The organism is Dyadobacter sp. CY312 (assembly GCF_021390535.1).
Taxonomy (GTDB): domain Bacteria; phylum Bacteroidota; class Bacteroidia; order Cytophagales; family Spirosomataceae; genus Dyadobacter.
On the sequence record NZ_JAJUXG010000012.1, the window covers coordinates 282,983 to 298,446 of the forward strand.

A 15,464-nucleotide genomic window follows, 5' to 3' on the forward strand; every position below is an offset into this window, starting at 1 on the left:
GATGCGTGTTAAATTTTGTTAAAAACAATATCAGGCCGTTGAGATGAGTTAAATTTGTTCTCCGTCGAATGTCGCAGGAAGGATGTGAAACGTTGCATGACGGAATAAAAAATATGACAAAAAGAAAAATTCAGATAATTGTCGGCTTAATGTGCCTTGCCCTGATCGGGCTGATCGGCTTCCAGTGGTATTGGATCAGGGAAGCGATTGCGATACGTAACGATCAGTTCAATCATAAGGTAGCAGAATCGGTACAGGAAGTAGTACACAGGCTGGAAAAGCAGGAAATGATGTATCTGCTTCAACAACGAATAGAAACAGAACAGCAAAAAAGCAAACTGGAAAGGATCACGCAGCTTCGCAATGCGCCAATGAAGCGCACCAAACAGGTGAAGCAGGAAACTGTACGAGAGGCCAACCAACATGTACCTTCCAAAATCGAGGTTGTGATTGGACCAAACGGTGAAGAAATACATTATCGGATTGCATCAGAGGGTGTTGCAACTGACGCATTGAGCCCCAATTTTCGGGTAATGGTGGATCATCAGCAAAAGATCATTGAAGAGTTTTTTCAAGCGCAGCAATTTGGTTTGGCCGGTATGGACGAGTTTATGCGTCGCCGAATGGAGGATGAGAAGAATCTTGGAAAAGCACTTAAAGATATAGAGTCGAAGCAAGGAAAACTGGCCCAGAATGGCGGTCAGGAAACGAATTCCGGTTCGCAATATCTTAAAGCCAATCGGGAATCAACGTTAGGGAATGGAAGCAAAAATGCCCTGAAAGATGCCAAATATCTTCCCTTAAATACGAAGGGTACTCCCGACAAAGCTGAGATTTTAAAAGAGGTGATGAAAGATCTGCTTTACACGCAAAGGCCTATTCAGGAACGTGTGAACCGTTTCCTTTTGGATACATTATTGAAAAAGGAATTTGAAGAAAATGGCATTTTTCTTCCGTATGAATTTGCGGTGCAAGGGCAGAATCCTGACGGACTGATCTTTTCGACGGCCAATCTGAAACCGCAGGACTGGAAATTGAAATCGTACCGGGCTTCACTATTCCCAAATGAAACCTTACAGGGACAGAATTCGCTCTTCGTCTATTTCCCCGATCAGGAGAAACACATTATGAGTGGAATGGGCGTGATGTTTGGTGGTTCGGGTGTGCTTATACTTGTCGTGATGGCTTGTTTTTATATGGCGGTTACGACCATTCTTCGCCAGAAAAAACTTTCCGATATCAAAAATGACTTCATCAATAATATGACGCATGAGTTCAAAACGCCGATTTCTACGATTGCACTGGCGGCGGAAATGGCTCAGGAGAATTCTGCAAGTCAGGAGACTTCGCCTCGTTTATCCCGTTATCTGGGAATTATACGGGAGGAGAATAAACGGCTTGGAACGCATGTGGAGAAAGTTTTGCAAATGGCACTGTTGGACAAAGGGGAGGTAAAACTTAAAAAGACTTTTGTGAACATGACCGATTTGGTGACGAATGCGCTCAATAGTCAAAGTGTGCAGATCGAGAACCAAAGCGGAGAAGTGGATCTGGAATTTGAAGCAGAAAATGAAACTGTTTCAGGAGACGAAGTGCATTTATCCAATGTACTGAACAACCTGATAGACAACGCAATCAAATATTCTCCTGAAAAACTGCATTTGACGATTAAAACAATCAATATAAATAATGGTATTGAGCTCTCCATTTCTGACACCGGAATTGGAATGAACAAAGAGCAGCTTCATCGGATTTTCGATACGTTTTACCGTGTGCCTACCGGCAATGTGCATGATGTGAAAGGTTTCGGACTTGGACTGAGTTACGTCAAAACCATGGTAGAATCGCATGAAGGGACGGTGAAAGTGGAAAGCAAACCGGGTGAGGGAAGTACGTTTACAATATGGCTTCCAACGACTTCGGAGGCATAAAATTTTAGAAAATTTCGTCTGCAAATCCTAACTTGCCGTCTTTTTAAGACAGCAAACCGCGCTTTGGCGCATTTTTATACCTACAAGAATGATTTCCAAAACATATGCTCCCCAGGAAATAGAGGACAAATGGTATTCCTATTGGATGGAAAGCCGTTTTTTTAATTCAAAACCAAATCCGGACAAGGAGCCTTATACCATCGTAATTCCTCCGCCAAACGTGACAGGTGTGTTGCACATGGGGCACATGCTGAACAATACAATCCAGGATATTCTGGTGCGCAAAGCCCGTATGGAAGGCAAAGAAGCGTGCTGGGTTCCTGGTACGGATCATGCTTCTATTGCGACGGAAGCGAAGGTGGTTGCGATGCTTAAAGAAAGAGGCATTAGCAAAAAGGATCTGACGCGTGACGAATTCCTGGAATATTGCTGGGAATGGACGCATAAATATGGCGGTATCATTTTGCAGCAGCTTCGGAAACTGGGCGCATCCTGCGACTGGGATCGTACGCGTTTCACGATGGAGCCGGATCTGTACGATTCTGTTATTGATGTTTTTATAGACCTATATAATAAAGGAGATATTTACCGCGGTCACCGTATGGTGAACTGGGATCCGCAGGCGCGTACAACCGTTTCGGATGAGGAAGTGATCATGAAAGAGGTGAATCAGAAATTGGTTTATCTTAAATATGAACTGGCAGATGGAGAAGGACAGGGTGTGGTTGTGGCTACGACTCGCCCGGAAACGATTATGGCTGACGTGGCCATTTGTGTGAATCCGAATGACGAGCGTTACCAGCATTTGATCGGTAAGCAGGTTTTGATTCCGCTTATCAAAAGAGCCATTCCTGTTATTGCGGATGATTACGTGGAAATTGAATTCGGAACAGGATGTTTGAAAGTGACGCCTGCGCATGATACCAATGACTACGAATTAGGTAAAAGACATAATCTTCCGATTATCGACCTGCTTAATGAAGATGGAACGCTGAATGAAAAAGCGCAGATACTGATTGGGGAAGACCGATTTATTGCCCGCAAGAAAATCATCAAATTACTTGAAGAATCGGGTGATTTGGTGAAGGTGGAGGAATACCGGTCAAACGTTGGACATTCGGAAAGAACTGATTCGGTGATCGAGCCACGCCTTTCGGAGCAGTGGTTCCTGAAAATGGAGAAGATCAGCAAACCTGCCTTGGACAATGTGATGAACGATACGGTTCAGCTGATTCCTGCCAAATTCAAAAATACCTACCGTCACTGGATGGAAAATGTGCGTGACTGGAACATCAGCCGCCAGCTTTGGTGGGGACATCGCATTCCCGCATTTTACCTGAAAGACGGTACTTTAATTGTTGCCAAGAACAAACGTGAAGCGTTAAGAAAAGCGCAGCATGAATACCAGCTTTTTGCGCTTACAGAAGAAGACATTACGCAGGATCCGGACGTATTGGATACCTGGTTCTCATCCTGGTTGTGGCCGATTTCGGTTTTCAACGGGATCAAAGAGCCAGAAAATGAGGACATCAATTATTATTACCCGACCAATGACCTGGTAACGGCTCCTGAAATTCTCTTTTTCTGGGTGGCACGTATGATCATTGCCGGTTATGAATACAAAGGTACTTATCCGTTCAAGAATGTATATTTGACCGGTATCGTTCGGGATAAGCAAGGACGCAAAATGTCCAAATCCCTGGGCAACTCACCTGATCCGATTGATCTGATCAACAAACACGGCGCGGACGGTGTTCGTACCGGTATGCTTTTCAGTTCGCAGGCAGGAAATGATTTGCCTTATGATGACAAATTGGTTGAGCAGGGACGAAATTTCTGTAACAAAATATGGAATGCGTTCAGGTTGGTAAAAGGCTGGGAAGTTAAAAAGGAGGAAATAATTTCCGAAACAGGATCGGTTATTTCACGCGATTCTGTCGGCTCTGTTTGGATAAATTACTCACAGTTGAAGGGAGAATTTGAGTGGTTCGACTCCAAACTGAATCAGACACTTGCCGAAGTGGAAGATCACTTCTCCAAATTCAGGATTTCTGATGCTCTAAATGCAGTTTATAAGCTTATATGGGATGATTTTTGTGCCCAATATCTCGAAATGGTTAAGCCGGAATATGGCGAGCCCATTGGAGAAGTAGCGTATGTGGCGACACTGGATTTCTTTGACCGACTGATGCGTCTGGCGCATCCTTTTATGCCATTTATTAGCGAGGAGATCTGGCAGAATATTCAGGAAAGAGATAAGGGCGAATCAATTTGCGTTGAGGAATTTCCTAAGCCTGGTGTTATCAATTCGGAAATTTTAACAGACTTTGATATTCTTTTTGAACTTGTTTCAGGAATCAGAAACCTACGTAATTCTAAAAATCTGAGTCCGAAAATAGCTTTGCCACTGGCTATTCGCACGGATTCGAAAAGTCGGTATCAAAAACTGGAATCATTGATCATCAAACTTGCCAATGTAGAATCCATCAGTTACGTCGCCGAAGAATCCGAGGGAACATCATTCCGTGTGAAGTCGGATGAGTTTTTTATCAATCTTGCTGATGAAATAGACGTAGAAACCGAACGTGAAAACCTGCAAAAAGAGCTGGAATACACACAAGGCTTTTTAGACTCTGTAATTAAAAAATTATCCAACGAACGTTTCGTGGCAAATGCCAAAGGCGATATCGTTGAAAAAGAACGTCAGAAACAAACTGATGCAGAGTCGAAAATTGTGACTTTGAAAGAAGCATTGGTGCGGTTGGGGTAATGTAAAAAGATTGTGCAGGAAGTGGGTTAACCATTTCCTGCACAACATACATCAATACCTCGTTTTCAGCGCAATTTCTCCAAGATCTTTTATCTCGTCATTTTTCGTAAAAATGGCTCTTCCTCCTTTTGAAATTACCTCCCAGGCAATGATGCTTGTGATATCGTCTACAAGTTCAGGCTCGGTGTCGTCTTCGGCAAGCTCAATGGAATAATCATCACGTATCAAAGCGGTCTGGCTGTAACTTTCGTGTGCAATAAGCAGTGCTCCACGGTCTTCTTTCGCAGCCCTGAATATTTCCTGTAAATCGGTAATCGGCAGACCACGCTCAGTCTGCTTTTTAATACAATGCGCTACACCAGATTATGAGGCGCAGAGCGCCGTGATAATTGTAGATATAGAAAGCAAGTAAAACGCGGACGTGCAGCGCACCGAAATAATTTTTTGGAGTTCTACTTAGCCCGGAATTTCAAGAATAACATTTGGTTTTAAGTTCGGTCTGAGACCAATGTCGCTCGGCGTAGTATCATATAAAAACATGATTTTTTCAAAATGGTGTTTTATATGAGTTAATTTATTTTCAGTCCCCACACATTTGATTCATCGAAAACATGACGGAAAGTATAGTTCTCCGTCTAATCAATGTTCCTATTCATTTTCACAACTAAACTTGAAACACAATGAAATCAATGCGATTATTTGCCATAGCAGGAGCGTTGTTTTTAGCTTTGGCGTCGAGCCAAATGGCTGATGCTCAGATAAAAATTACAGAAGGAAATATAGACGCTCTGAAATCAGAATCCAAAATCAATGTTGAGTTCGTCTTCGACGACATGTCGATAGGCAAGATCAAAGGCAACAATATCAGTGATAAAAAGACCGAAGCTGATTATGTTGCGGAGATTGTTGCTGAGAAAAATAAAAAAACTGCCGGTAAAGGAGACGAGTGGGCAAAGGCCTGGGTTGAGGACAGAAAGAAAATATTTGAACCGCATTTTATCAAATATTTTGAGAAGGGAAGTGATATGCAGGCAGGAAGCATCAGCGATGCCAAATACACGCTCATATACAAGACAACGTTCATTGACCCCGGCGTGGCAACCGGAACAATATTCGGCACCAGAACGGCTACCGTTATTGCAGACGCATGGATTGTAGAGACGGCAAATAAGAGCAAGGTGATTGCAAAAATTACCCAGAACAGCTCAGGCGTTGCCAATTCGTTGTTTGATACCGGCCAAAGGATTGGTGATGCCTATTATGGCGCAGGCAGATTACTGGGAAAATTCATAAAGAAAAATTGAGCTCAGAGATCTTCGCAAAATTTTTTATTAAAAAAATAAAATTTAATCTTAGCTTTCTTATGATTTATCAACTAAACTAAAATCAATTTTTATGAAAAAGCTATTAGTAATTCTGTTATTCGCTTTCGTTTTTGTAGGGTGTAAGGACAAAGATGATGATGTGGACGCTGATTTGGGTATGAATGCAGTAGGAAATTATACTATGACAAGCCTTGGTAAAGGTGGCGTCAACCTGGATTTGCCATTTCAAGGTCTTTCAGGTACTATAAAGTCGACAAGGGTAAATGCCACGACGGCCTTTATGATTATTGAAACAAATGACAATGGAACGATAGAAAATATGGGTGAAGGCGAAATCAATCTCTCTAAATCCGGAGAAAAAATAATCCTTAAAGAAAATGGAACAGAAATTGGAGATATTGAGGGAAATACACTAACTCTCAATATTGCCGACGATGATGGGATAAATATCAAGATCCAGGCAAAAAAATAGATCTTAATGAAGTTGGATACGCCATTTAGAAGATTTTTTTATCTGACGAATGGCGTATTTTATTTAACAAACATTTTAAACTCTTAGAATGGAATTTTCTATTGCAGTTGCTCCAATCAGCAGGTCCAACTCATCATGCAAAGGTTTTCCTTAGCGTCTAAGCCTTACTTTTTCCTTATCATATCGCCTTATTGAGCCAAAAATTGGAATTATTGAAAGTCCGCCAGTGAATGCATCTACGGCTTTGTGAGATTTCATTTTATCAGCACTATTTTCTGCACCATACCTGAGTTCGACAATTGTAATCTCTGAAATAAAGCAGTTGTCAGCGCCTTTATCTCTCACTTACTTTGTTTAAGTCGAGTTTTCCGCGAAGGAAGAAAACCCTGTGTTTGGCGTAGTCGCCAGACTACGCCCGACTTGGGAAACTGGTTAACAGGACTTATTCCTTTTTGAAAACATTATCCACACCGTCAATGTAACTGTTATTCCCCATCATCAAATCGTCACAAAACAAAAGACGACCGGATAGTTGAGAAATAAAGGGCACGGTTCGGAAACCATACAGTTGATTTTCTTTTAATCCAACTGTCCAAGAATCTTTCAACTCAATCGTCCAGGTGAACGAGCCGCTTGTGTCCTTTGTCATAATTGTTCCGGAACCATCGGCTTTAAATTCGATTTTAAGAACTTTGGACGATTCTGTATCCTTTGCAGGTGTAGATGAGACTTGACCAGCTGCGGAGTACTTCCATTCCCAGTTTCCAATAATATTTCTGAGGGTGGCTGCTTCATCATAATTATTCTCCTGCTGACATTTCCAAATCGCCACATAAGCTTCTGCTGTGGTTTCCTCTTCTTTGCAGCCAATGAGCATTATCTGTAAGAGTACAGACAGAACAAGTAAAAGTTTAGATTTTAAGAGCATTGCTGGGATTGGTTTTGCCAAAGTTAATCTTGTTAACACAGGAAACCTTTGAAAAGCAAATGGTTGGATTGAAGGAATGTATTTCTTCGCCGTCTATGTTTGTTGGTAATCGCCGGACTATACTCAGTCTGGGTTTATTACGGTGCGCTGCACCTTGGGCTTTGTGATCTTGATTTTTTTTCTGCTACAAGTATTAAGGTGCTCTGCACCAGACTCGAAGGCGCATAGCGCCGGGATAATTGTAGATGTAAAAAAAGCAAATGAAATGGTGAGGTGCAGCGCACCGTAATAATTTTTTGGTACGGGTGGTCCGGAGACTACACAAACTTGGAATTTAGGTATACTAACTAAGCATTTTAAACAGCCGATAGGCTACAAAGCCCATTACAGCAATTAAAAACAATAGAATGAATGGATGAATTAGTTCTGAGAATGGAACATCAGCAACAATAAATACTATTCCAATAGTAATCATTGCCATCAATAAAACTATGGCTATTAGGTTAGTAAGAATTTTAGGGAATTTTATCACTTGCTTTTTCTCGGTTTGGCGTGACCTGGAGACTGCGTCCAATTAGTGCATAATTTGAGATTGTCAAGGGCATGTCCATTTTATATCAGAAAAAAGTAGGCCGTCGTTGGTAACGTTTTTTTTGGAATCGTATTCCATCGTGTAGTTTAGGTTAGCTTCTCCACCAAGACTTCTTACTTCTTTTGTCCCAATTTTATTATTTTCAGAAAACATATAGGGTTCTGAATGTGATACTCTGTAAATTAGATAATTAAGAGGTTTTAATGTATTGATGTTATTATCGTATTTATGGTATAAAGTAGACCAAAGTTGCATCCTTTGATTCTTGTCAGCTACGTAATATACCTCTTTAACTAAATTGCCTTTTTCATCATACTCATAGTCATAAGAGAGAATTGGTGTCAGAATATTAATATTATTTATAGTATCTCTTGTGATTATTGAGAATAACATGGACGAAGGCTTTCCGGCTTTTCCGTAAATATATTTGACCTGATTCACTTCACGATTATATTCGAAATTTGGAGGTGCATCTTCTAAATTATAATACCTTGAATCACGCTGGTAGCGGCGAATAAGTTGGATTCCATTTGGACCATATTCGTATTTGAATGCCAGATAATCTTTGTCAAGAAAGCGTTCGGTAATGTTGATGAGCTGTTGATTGTTAAACTCATACTGATACACTAGACTTGAATATAAATCGTTTCCGTAGTAAATGTCGGTTATGAGTCCTTCTTCATTGTACCGAGCGAAATAGTCTCTGTAATACTGATCAGAAAGTAAAAAGCTTTTTACTTTACAATTCTCAGAAAAAAATGTTGTCTGTTTGGTAATTTCTTCATTTTTACATCCTCCGATCAGTGAAATGAGTACCAAAATAATCCTAAAACTTAGTATTTGTAATTTCATAGTTTTTTATTTTATACCCACTATTACAGCAAATATAAAAGCGCTCAAAACACCCCTCCAAAGAAAAGCATTTCAAGCGCCATTTTATACTTCATAAAAGCCTAAGCCAGCTTCTTATATTTAATTCGCTTTGGCGTAGCATCTCCACCAAGTCGTTTTTTACGGTTTTCTTCGTATTCGGAGAAGTTTCCTTCAAACCAATATACTTGTGAGTCGCCTTCGAAAGCAAGGATGTGGGTCGCAACGCGGTCGAGGAACCACCGATCGTGACTGATGATTACCGCACAGCCTGCGAAGTTTTCGAGACCTTCTTCCAATGCGCGCAACGTATTAATGTCAAGATCATTGGTAGGTTCATCGAGCAGCAACAGGTTTCCGCCTTCTTTCAGCGTCATGGCCAGGTGAACGCGGTTACGCTCTCCACCGGAAAGTGTACCTACTTTTTTCTCCTGATCACCACCGCCAAAGTTGAAACGGCTTACATAAGCACGAGCATTGGACTGTTTGCCGCCAAGCATAATCCAGTCGTTGCCGTCGGCTACGCTCTGATATACACTTTTTGCGGGATCAAGGTTGTCGTGCTCCTGATCGACGTATGCCCATTGAACGGTATCTCCCACATCAAAGTGTCCGCTTAGGGGTTGAATCTGTCCGGTGATGAGTTTGAAAAGGGTTGTTTTACCAGCACCGTTGGGTCCGATAATTCCGACAATACCATTTGGCGGTAATGCGAAATTCAGGTTTTCATAAAGCAGTCGGTCGCCAAAGCCCATGGAAACGTTGTGCGCCTCAATTACTTTATTACCAAGTCGTGGTCCTGCCGGAATGAAGATTTCCAATTTCTCTTCTTTCTCTCTTCCTTCTTCGCCCAACAACCTTTCGTATGCACCCAAACGAGCTTTGGATTTCGCCTGACGTCCTTTGGCGCCCATGCGTACCCATTCAAGCTCACGCTGCAAGGTTTTCTGGCGTTTCGATTCTGTTTTCTCTTCTTTTTTCAGACGTTCCTGCTTTTGTTCCAGCCAGGAAGTATAGTTCCCTTTCCACGGAATACCTTCGCCGCGATCCAGTTCAAGAATCCATCCTGCTACGTTATCAAGGAAGTACCTGTCGTGGGTTACAGCGATAACCGTTCCTTTATATTGTCTCAAATGTTCTTCCAGCCAAAGTACCGATTCGGCATCCAAATGGTTGGTAGGTTCATCGAGTAGCAATACGTCTGGCTGACGGAGTAAAAGCCTGCACAAGGCAACACGGCGTTTTTCACCACCCGAAAGAATAGAGATGGAAGTATCAGATGGCGGGCAACGCAAGGCGTCCATGGCAATTTCCAGACGATTGTCGAGATTCCAGGCGTCCATGGCGTCCAGTTTTTCCTGAACTTCACCCTGACGTTCAAGCAATTTGTCAAAATCAGCGTCTTCTTCGCCAAAGGCTTCGTTGATCTGATCGAATTCTTTTAGAAGATTTACTACTTCCTGTACGCCTTCTTCTACAACTTCCCGAACGGTTTTTGTCGGGTCCAGTTTTGGCTCTTGTTCAAGCATTCCCACGGAGTAACCCTGCGAGAAAACTACCTCACCCTGAATATCTTTATCTATTCCTGCAATGACACGCAAGAGGGTTGACTTACCTGATCCGTTGAGACCTAAAACCCCAATTTTAGCACCATAAAAAAAGGATAAATAAATGTTTTTAATGATATGACGGTTTGGGGGAATGATTTTGTTAACCCCCGACATTGAGAAAATAATGGTTTCGTTACTCATTTTTTAGTTAATTTGTGCGTAACAAATATCGTTATATCCCTACACTTAGCAGATAAAAAAATTTGAAAGAATGGAAAATGCCACATTGAATGATGAATACGGCTATGTCAAAGACAGCAAAGTATTTTTAAAAGGGTATCTCGAACACCCGGACCGGCAAATTGGAGAAGTAAAAAGGACAGAGCAGGAAGCCATTGATTATTTCAAAAATCGATTCGTGATTGTGCTCAACAAAGTGGAGCAACTTGAAAACGAAATTGACGAAGCACTTAACAAAGGTTCCTATCTGACGAAATTGATTCAACTGCAAAGAAAACTGAAAGGTTTTGATGCATTGGGCGATTTCGTTCCGCTGTTAAAAAGGCTGGAAGAAAAAGAAGAGTATCTCCGGGGATTGATCGAAGTGAATCAACTTAAAAACCTGGAAATTAAAAGAGCTCTTATCGAGGATGTTACCGAAGCAGCGGCGATCGAGGATTATGCGGCAGCAACGGACCAGATCCAGGAAATTAAAGCGAAGTGGATCAGGACAGGACCGGTTGAAAAAGAGTATCAGGAAGAAGTTGAAACCCAGTTTCAGGGCATTCTTGATAATTTCTTCCAAAGACGCCGCGACTACTTCGACGAGCAGAACCGAATCAATCAGGAGCGTATCGACGAGTATGAACGCCTGATCAAGATCACCAAAACGTTGAGTTATTCGCGTGATCTGGACGATGCCTATTCAAAAGCAAGAGATGTACGCAACGCCTGGAACAATGTAGGAGAGGTTCCACCGAAGCGTTTCTTTAAAGTCAACAAAGCATACAGGCACTTCCTGAAACTGTTTTATGACAAGTACAATCTTGCCAAAGGAATTGAACCGAAGGTACGTATAGACCCACGTATTGTGGAGCAGCAAAAATTGCTTCAAACGGCAGAACAGTTGCTACGCGGACCGGATATTATTGAAGCGTCGCAGGAAGCGAAAGTGTTGCTGAGCAAATGGAAGGAAATTAAAATTCCTTTCAAACTGGCAGACAAGGAGCTTTCGGAGCGGTTCAGAATGGTATGCGACAAGATTTTCGAATTGAGCTACCTGGCTCGGGTTATCAGCAGAAAATACCCTGCTTTTGAACTGAAAAGTCAGGAAGAGCAATTGAGAACAAAATACAGAGAACTGGAATGGCTAGCCAAAAGAGAGAAAAGCGATCTTGAATTCGCGATCATCGAATTTGACAGAACCGCAACCGGCGATCCTGAAATTGATAAACAAGCCATGGGACGTATCAACATCCAGAAACGTAAAGTGGCAATGAAAGAAAAAATCCTTTCTGAATTTGAAAGAAAATTGAAATCGATAACTGGGTAAAGGTTAGGTTACACAGAGTTTAGGAGAGGTCAAAAGAGCGGCCGCCGCTCTTTTTATTTCTCTGTGAAACTCTGTGTAACCTTAACTCTTCCTACGCTTTTAGGGAAGATTTTTGTATGACCAGATTTGATGGGAGTACCCTGGTCTCGTAACTGGCCGGGGTATTTTTGCTTTCTATGAGGTCAAGAAGCAGGGAAGTGGCCTGTTGCCCCATTTCAAAAGACGGCTGAGTTACCGAGCTGATCGGCGGATCCATCAGCGACGACATTCCCAAATCACAAAAACCTATTACCGCTACATCGTCTGGCATTTTGTAACCAAGCTGTCGCAATGCCCAATGCACACCCATTGTAATCCTGTCACTCGCTCCGAAAATCGCGTCAGGCCTGTTTCTCAGCGCCATCAGTTGATAGGTTCTTTCTGTACCGCCTTCCTGGGTAATCGGGCTGTGGAGAACCCATTCCTCCTGAAACTCAATGCCATGTTTGGCCAATGCATCTTTATATCCGTCGAGCCGGTTTCTGGTAATGGATACCCGTTTTGGTCCGGCAATATGTGCTATACGTTGACAGCCCTGTAAAATAAGATGTTCAGTTGCCTCAAATGACCCTTTATAATCGTCCACACGAACTTTGTGTGTTTGAAGAGTGTCCAAAACCCTGTCGAACAAAACAACAGGAATACCCTGCTCTTGCAACTCAATAAAATGGTCCATGTTTTCAGACTCACTCGAAATAGCTACTACAAGCCCGTCAACCCTTCTCTGAGCGATGTGCCGGGTGGCCGACACTTCCCGTTCAAGCAATTCGTGGCTTTGGTAAATCATCGTATGGTAGCCCCGGCTGTAAGCAATGTCTTCAATTCCCCCGATCGTAGAGGAATAAAAGCGATTGGCAATGTCGGGCACGATCACACCGATAGTTTGCGTGCGGTTTTTGAGCAAACTTAAAGCGATAGGGTTGGGAGAATAATGGAGCGACTCGGCGAGGTCGATTACTCTTTTTTTCGTTTCCTCACTTATCTCACTGCTGTCTCTTAATGCTCTTGAAACGGTGGACTTTGATATTTCTAAAAGCCTTGCAATCTCTTTGATGGTAACGGACGCTTTTCTCATATAGGGTGTTATCAGAATAATGCAATTTTGATATTTTTTCTCGCAAATTCACTAAACGGTCGTTTGTGCGTAAAAATACAATTTCACATTTGGTTCCGGGAAAAAAGTACAAAACGGGAACGGTTCCGGGAACGGTTGCGTAAATATATTCATTTTTTCAAGAATTATTTTTGCATATCAACGAGTCTCTGCCTAAACTAGACATAGTATTACAAAGCATTGAGAGTCCAACACCACTGCAATTCAAGGAAATTTTCAATTATTAACCTATAATAATCCTGAATGGAAACGAAGACTTTTACCAGTACATTACCGTCTGCACATTCCCAGAAAAGTGTTTTGGAAAACTTATTTGGCAAGGTGGTCGCTAATGGAGATTATTATGCATTTCGTGAGTTGTTTACGCACCATTACAGGGCGTTGTGCAATTACGCAATGCGTGTGGTGGTGACGCGGGAAATCGCGGAAGAAGTTGTGTCGGATGTATTTGTGAAACTCTGGAAAAACCGCGAGCAGATTGAAGTGCACACTTCATTTCAGGCTTACATATATAGGGCCGTGCGAAACCAGGCACTGGATTACCTCAAACTTCGTGTACATCGCCAGTACGAGCGTGAATCTTTGGATTCGGTACAGTGGAACATGACCCATGCGGATCATTTTTCTCCGGCAGAAGAAATGTCTTTCAATGAATTTTATGATCACGTAGAAGGCTGCATCAATGATTTGCCAAGACAATGCCAGATCATTTTCCGTTTGAGCCGGGAAGAAGGTCTTCGGTATCGTGACATCGCTGAAAAGCTGGCCATTTCCGTAAAAACGGTTGAGACCCAAATGAGCCGAGCCTTGAAGGTGTTACGCGAAAGAGTACCTGAGCATAGGTTGGTAGCGTAAATAGCTTCTGGCTGTTAGCTTTTAGCGATCAGCTGTTTGCCGAACGACAAGTCGGATTTCTTTTTGATCCAAAATTCAATCAATCATTGTATGCTATTTCTGCTAATTTGCAGTGATAGTAGAAATCATAACCTTTAACTGCTTTAACCTTAGGCTTCGTTATTAGCGAAAAAGCGGCTCGCCGCAAGGCTAATAGCTTATAGCCAACAGCTAAAAGCCAATACATATGCCCTTAGAACAAACATGGCGTTGGTTTGGCCCGAATGATCCGGTTTCATTACAGGATATTCGCCAGGCCGGAGCAACCGGAATAGTAACCGCATTACATCACATTCCCAATGGAGTAGTATGGGAAACAGATGAAATTCAAAAAAGAAAGGAACTCATAGAAAACGCAGGACTAACCTGGTCTGTAGTAGAAAGTGTTCCTGTGCATGAAGCCGTAAAAACCCGAACCGGGGACTTCGAAAAGTATATTGCAAATTATCAGCAGTCACTGATCAATCTTGGAAAATGCGGCATTGATACGGTCTGCTACAATTTTATGCCCGTACTCGACTGGACCAGAACGGATCTGAATGCTCCGATGAAGGACGGATCGACTGGTTTGCGATTTGATGCTACGCAATTCGCAGCGTTTGACCTTTATCTTCTAAAAAGAGCGGCTGCTGAGAACGATTACAGCCAGGAACAAAAGGACAAAGCCAAAAGTTGGCTTGATGCTGCTTCCGAAGAGGCTGTTAATCTGCTCATCAGAAATATTATTGCCGGTTTACCTGGCTCAGAGGAAAGCTTTACAATAGAAGAGTTCCGCACTGTTTTGGACACATATCGCAACGTTGGTGATCTGGAACTTCGAACGCATTTATACCAGTTTATCCAGGCTATCGCCCCGGTTGCGGCAGAAGCTGGAATCAGGCTGGCGATACATCCGGATGATCCCCCATATCCGATTCTGGGTTTGCCACGTGTGGTAAGCACCGAAAACGATGCGATGCTTTTGCTGGACGCATACAACAACGAAGCGAACGGAATATGCTTTTGCACAGGGTCTTATGGTGTGAGAGCCGACAATGATCTTACAGGTATTGTCAATCGTTTGGGCAGCAGAATCCACTTTATACATCTCCGGGCTACGAGTCGTGAAGCGGACGGTAGTTTCTACGAAGCCGATCACCTGAACGGGGATGTGGATATGTATGGTGTGATGAAGGCTTTGATTGAAGAACAAAAAAAGAGGGTAGAAAATGGACGGACTGACTTGAGAATGCCGTTCAGACCTGATCATGGGCACCGTATGCTGGACGATCTTTCGGCTACCAAAAGAACCAATCCTGGCTATACAGCAATAGGACGTCTACGCGGCCTGGCTGAATTGCGTGGCTTGGAAATGGGGATTGAGAGAAGTTTGAGAGTGAAATAAACCTGTAAAAGGTTAAAAGTTTAAATTATACTGAAAGGGCTAA

Annotated in this window: 12 protein-coding genes; 7 read left to right on the forward strand and 5 right to left on the reverse strand. The window is 42.4% G+C overall.

The window, feature by feature from the left end:
• Nucleotides 1-113: 113 nt before the first annotated feature.
• Nucleotides 114-1,931: a sensor histidine kinase KdpD gene (locus LZG71_RS18005; RefSeq protein ID WP_233822633.1), complete on the forward strand. Its 1,818-nt coding sequence runs from the start codon at nt 114-116 to the stop codon at nt 1,929-1,931.
• Between the two features lie 88 nt (nt 1,932-2,019).
• The gene (locus LZG71_RS18010) at nt 2,020-4,701 is read left to right on the forward strand and encodes a valine--tRNA ligase (protein ID WP_233822635.1); all 2,682 of its coding nucleotides are present in this window, start codon (nt 2,020-2,022) and stop codon (nt 4,699-4,701) included.
• A 51-nt stretch (nt 4,702-4,752) separates the two neighbouring features.
• Here the strand turns inward: LZG71_RS18010 and LZG71_RS18015 are convergent, their stop codons facing one another.
• Nucleotides 4,753-4,929 (reverse strand): hypothetical protein, encoded by a 177-nt coding sequence (locus LZG71_RS18015; protein WP_233822638.1) that lies wholly within the window; start codon nt 4,927-4,929, stop codon nt 4,753-4,755.
• Between the two features lie 452 nt (nt 4,930-5,381).
• Between LZG71_RS18015 and LZG71_RS18020 the strand changes: the two genes are divergently transcribed.
• Both LZG71_RS18020 and LZG71_RS18025 read left to right on the forward strand, forming a co-directional pair.
• Entirely contained in the window at nt 5,382-6,005 is a 624-nt protein-coding gene (locus LZG71_RS18020) for a hypothetical protein (protein ID WP_233822639.1), read from the forward strand.
• Nucleotides 6,006-6,096: 91 nt separating this feature from the next.
• Nucleotides 6,097-6,498 carry a hypothetical protein gene (locus LZG71_RS18025; protein WP_233822641.1) on the forward strand — a complete coding sequence of 134 codons (402 nt, stop codon included), beginning with the start codon at nt 6,097-6,099 and terminating at the stop codon, nt 6,496-6,498.
• A gap of 442 nt (nt 6,499-6,940) precedes the next feature.
• Here the strand turns inward: LZG71_RS18025 and LZG71_RS18030 are convergent, their stop codons facing one another.
• From LZG71_RS18030 to ettA, 3 genes are all read right to left on the reverse strand, one after another.
• Entirely contained in the window at nt 6,941-7,426 is a 486-nt protein-coding gene (locus tag LZG71_RS18030) for a hypothetical protein (RefSeq protein WP_233822643.1), read from the reverse strand.
• Between the two features lie 595 nt (nt 7,427-8,021).
• On the reverse strand, nt 8,022-8,870 hold the full coding sequence (locus LZG71_RS18035) for a hypothetical protein (RefSeq protein WP_233822645.1): 849 nt from the start codon (nt 8,868-8,870) through the stop codon (nt 8,022-8,024).
• Nucleotides 8,871-8,971: 101 nt separating this feature from the next.
• Nucleotides 8,972-10,639 (reverse strand): energy-dependent translational throttle protein EttA, encoded by a 1,668-nt coding sequence (gene ettA, locus LZG71_RS18040; protein ID WP_233822647.1) that lies wholly within the window; start codon nt 10,637-10,639, stop codon nt 8,972-8,974.
• A gap of 70 nt (nt 10,640-10,709) precedes the next feature.
• Here ettA and LZG71_RS18045 point away from each other — a divergent pair, with 70 nt between their 5' ends.
• The gene (locus LZG71_RS18045) at nt 10,710-11,990 is read left to right on the forward strand and encodes a DUF349 domain-containing protein (protein WP_233822648.1); all 1,281 of its coding nucleotides are present in this window, start codon (nt 10,710-10,712) and stop codon (nt 11,988-11,990) included.
• Between the two features lie 91 nt (nt 11,991-12,081).
• Here the strand turns inward: LZG71_RS18045 and LZG71_RS18050 are convergent, their stop codons facing one another.
• On the reverse strand, nt 12,082-13,104 hold the full coding sequence (locus LZG71_RS18050) for a LacI family DNA-binding transcriptional regulator (RefSeq protein WP_233822650.1): 1,023 nt from the start codon (nt 13,102-13,104) through the stop codon (nt 12,082-12,084).
• A 282-nt stretch (nt 13,105-13,386) separates the two neighbouring features.
• Here LZG71_RS18050 and LZG71_RS18055 point away from each other — a divergent pair, with 282 nt between their 5' ends.
• On the forward strand, nt 13,387-13,998 hold the full coding sequence (locus LZG71_RS18055; protein WP_233822652.1) for an RNA polymerase sigma-70 factor: 612 nt from the start codon (nt 13,387-13,389) through the stop codon (nt 13,996-13,998).
• A 226-nt stretch (nt 13,999-14,224) separates the two neighbouring features.
• Nucleotides 14,225-15,421, forward strand: coding sequence for a mannonate dehydratase (gene uxuA / locus LZG71_RS18060; RefSeq protein WP_233822654.1), 1,197 nt, complete (start codon nt 14,225-14,227; stop codon nt 15,419-15,421).
• Nucleotides 15,422-15,464: the final 43 nt, after the last annotated feature.

Coding starts and splice junctions, on each gene's coding strand:
- LZG71_RS18005 (WP_233822633.1), top strand. CDS start 114: ATGACAAAAAGAAAAATTCAGATAATTGTCGGCTTAATGTGCCTTGCC.
- LZG71_RS18010 (WP_233822635.1), top strand. CDS start 2,020: ATGATTTCCAAAACATATGCTCCCCAGGAAATAGAGGACAAATGGTAT.
- LZG71_RS18020 (WP_233822639.1), top strand. CDS start 5,382: ATGAAATCAATGCGATTATTTGCCATAGCAGGAGCGTTGTTTTTAGCT.
- LZG71_RS18025 (WP_233822641.1), top strand. CDS start 6,097: ATGAAAAAGCTATTAGTAATTCTGTTATTCGCTTTCGTTTTTGTAGGG.
- LZG71_RS18030 (WP_233822643.1), bottom strand. CDS start 7,426: ATGCTCTTAAAATCTAAACTTTTACTTGTTCTGTCTGTACTCTTACAG.
- LZG71_RS18035 (WP_233822645.1), bottom strand. CDS start 8,870: ATGAAATTACAAATACTAAGTTTTAGGATTATTTTGGTACTCATTTCA.
- ettA (WP_233822647.1), bottom strand. CDS start 10,639: ATGAGTAACGAAACCATTATTTTCTCAATGTCGGGGGTTAACAAAATC.
- LZG71_RS18045 (WP_233822648.1), top strand. CDS start 10,710: ATGGAAAATGCCACATTGAATGATGAATACGGCTATGTCAAAGACAGC.
- LZG71_RS18050 (WP_233822650.1), bottom strand. CDS start 13,104: ATGAGAAAAGCGTCCGTTACCATCAAAGAGATTGCAAGGCTTTTAGAA.
- LZG71_RS18055 (WP_233822652.1), top strand. CDS start 13,387: ATGGAAACGAAGACTTTTACCAGTACATTACCGTCTGCACATTCCCAG.
- uxuA (WP_233822654.1), top strand. CDS start 14,225: ATGCCCTTAGAACAAACATGGCGTTGGTTTGGCCCGAATGATCCGGTT.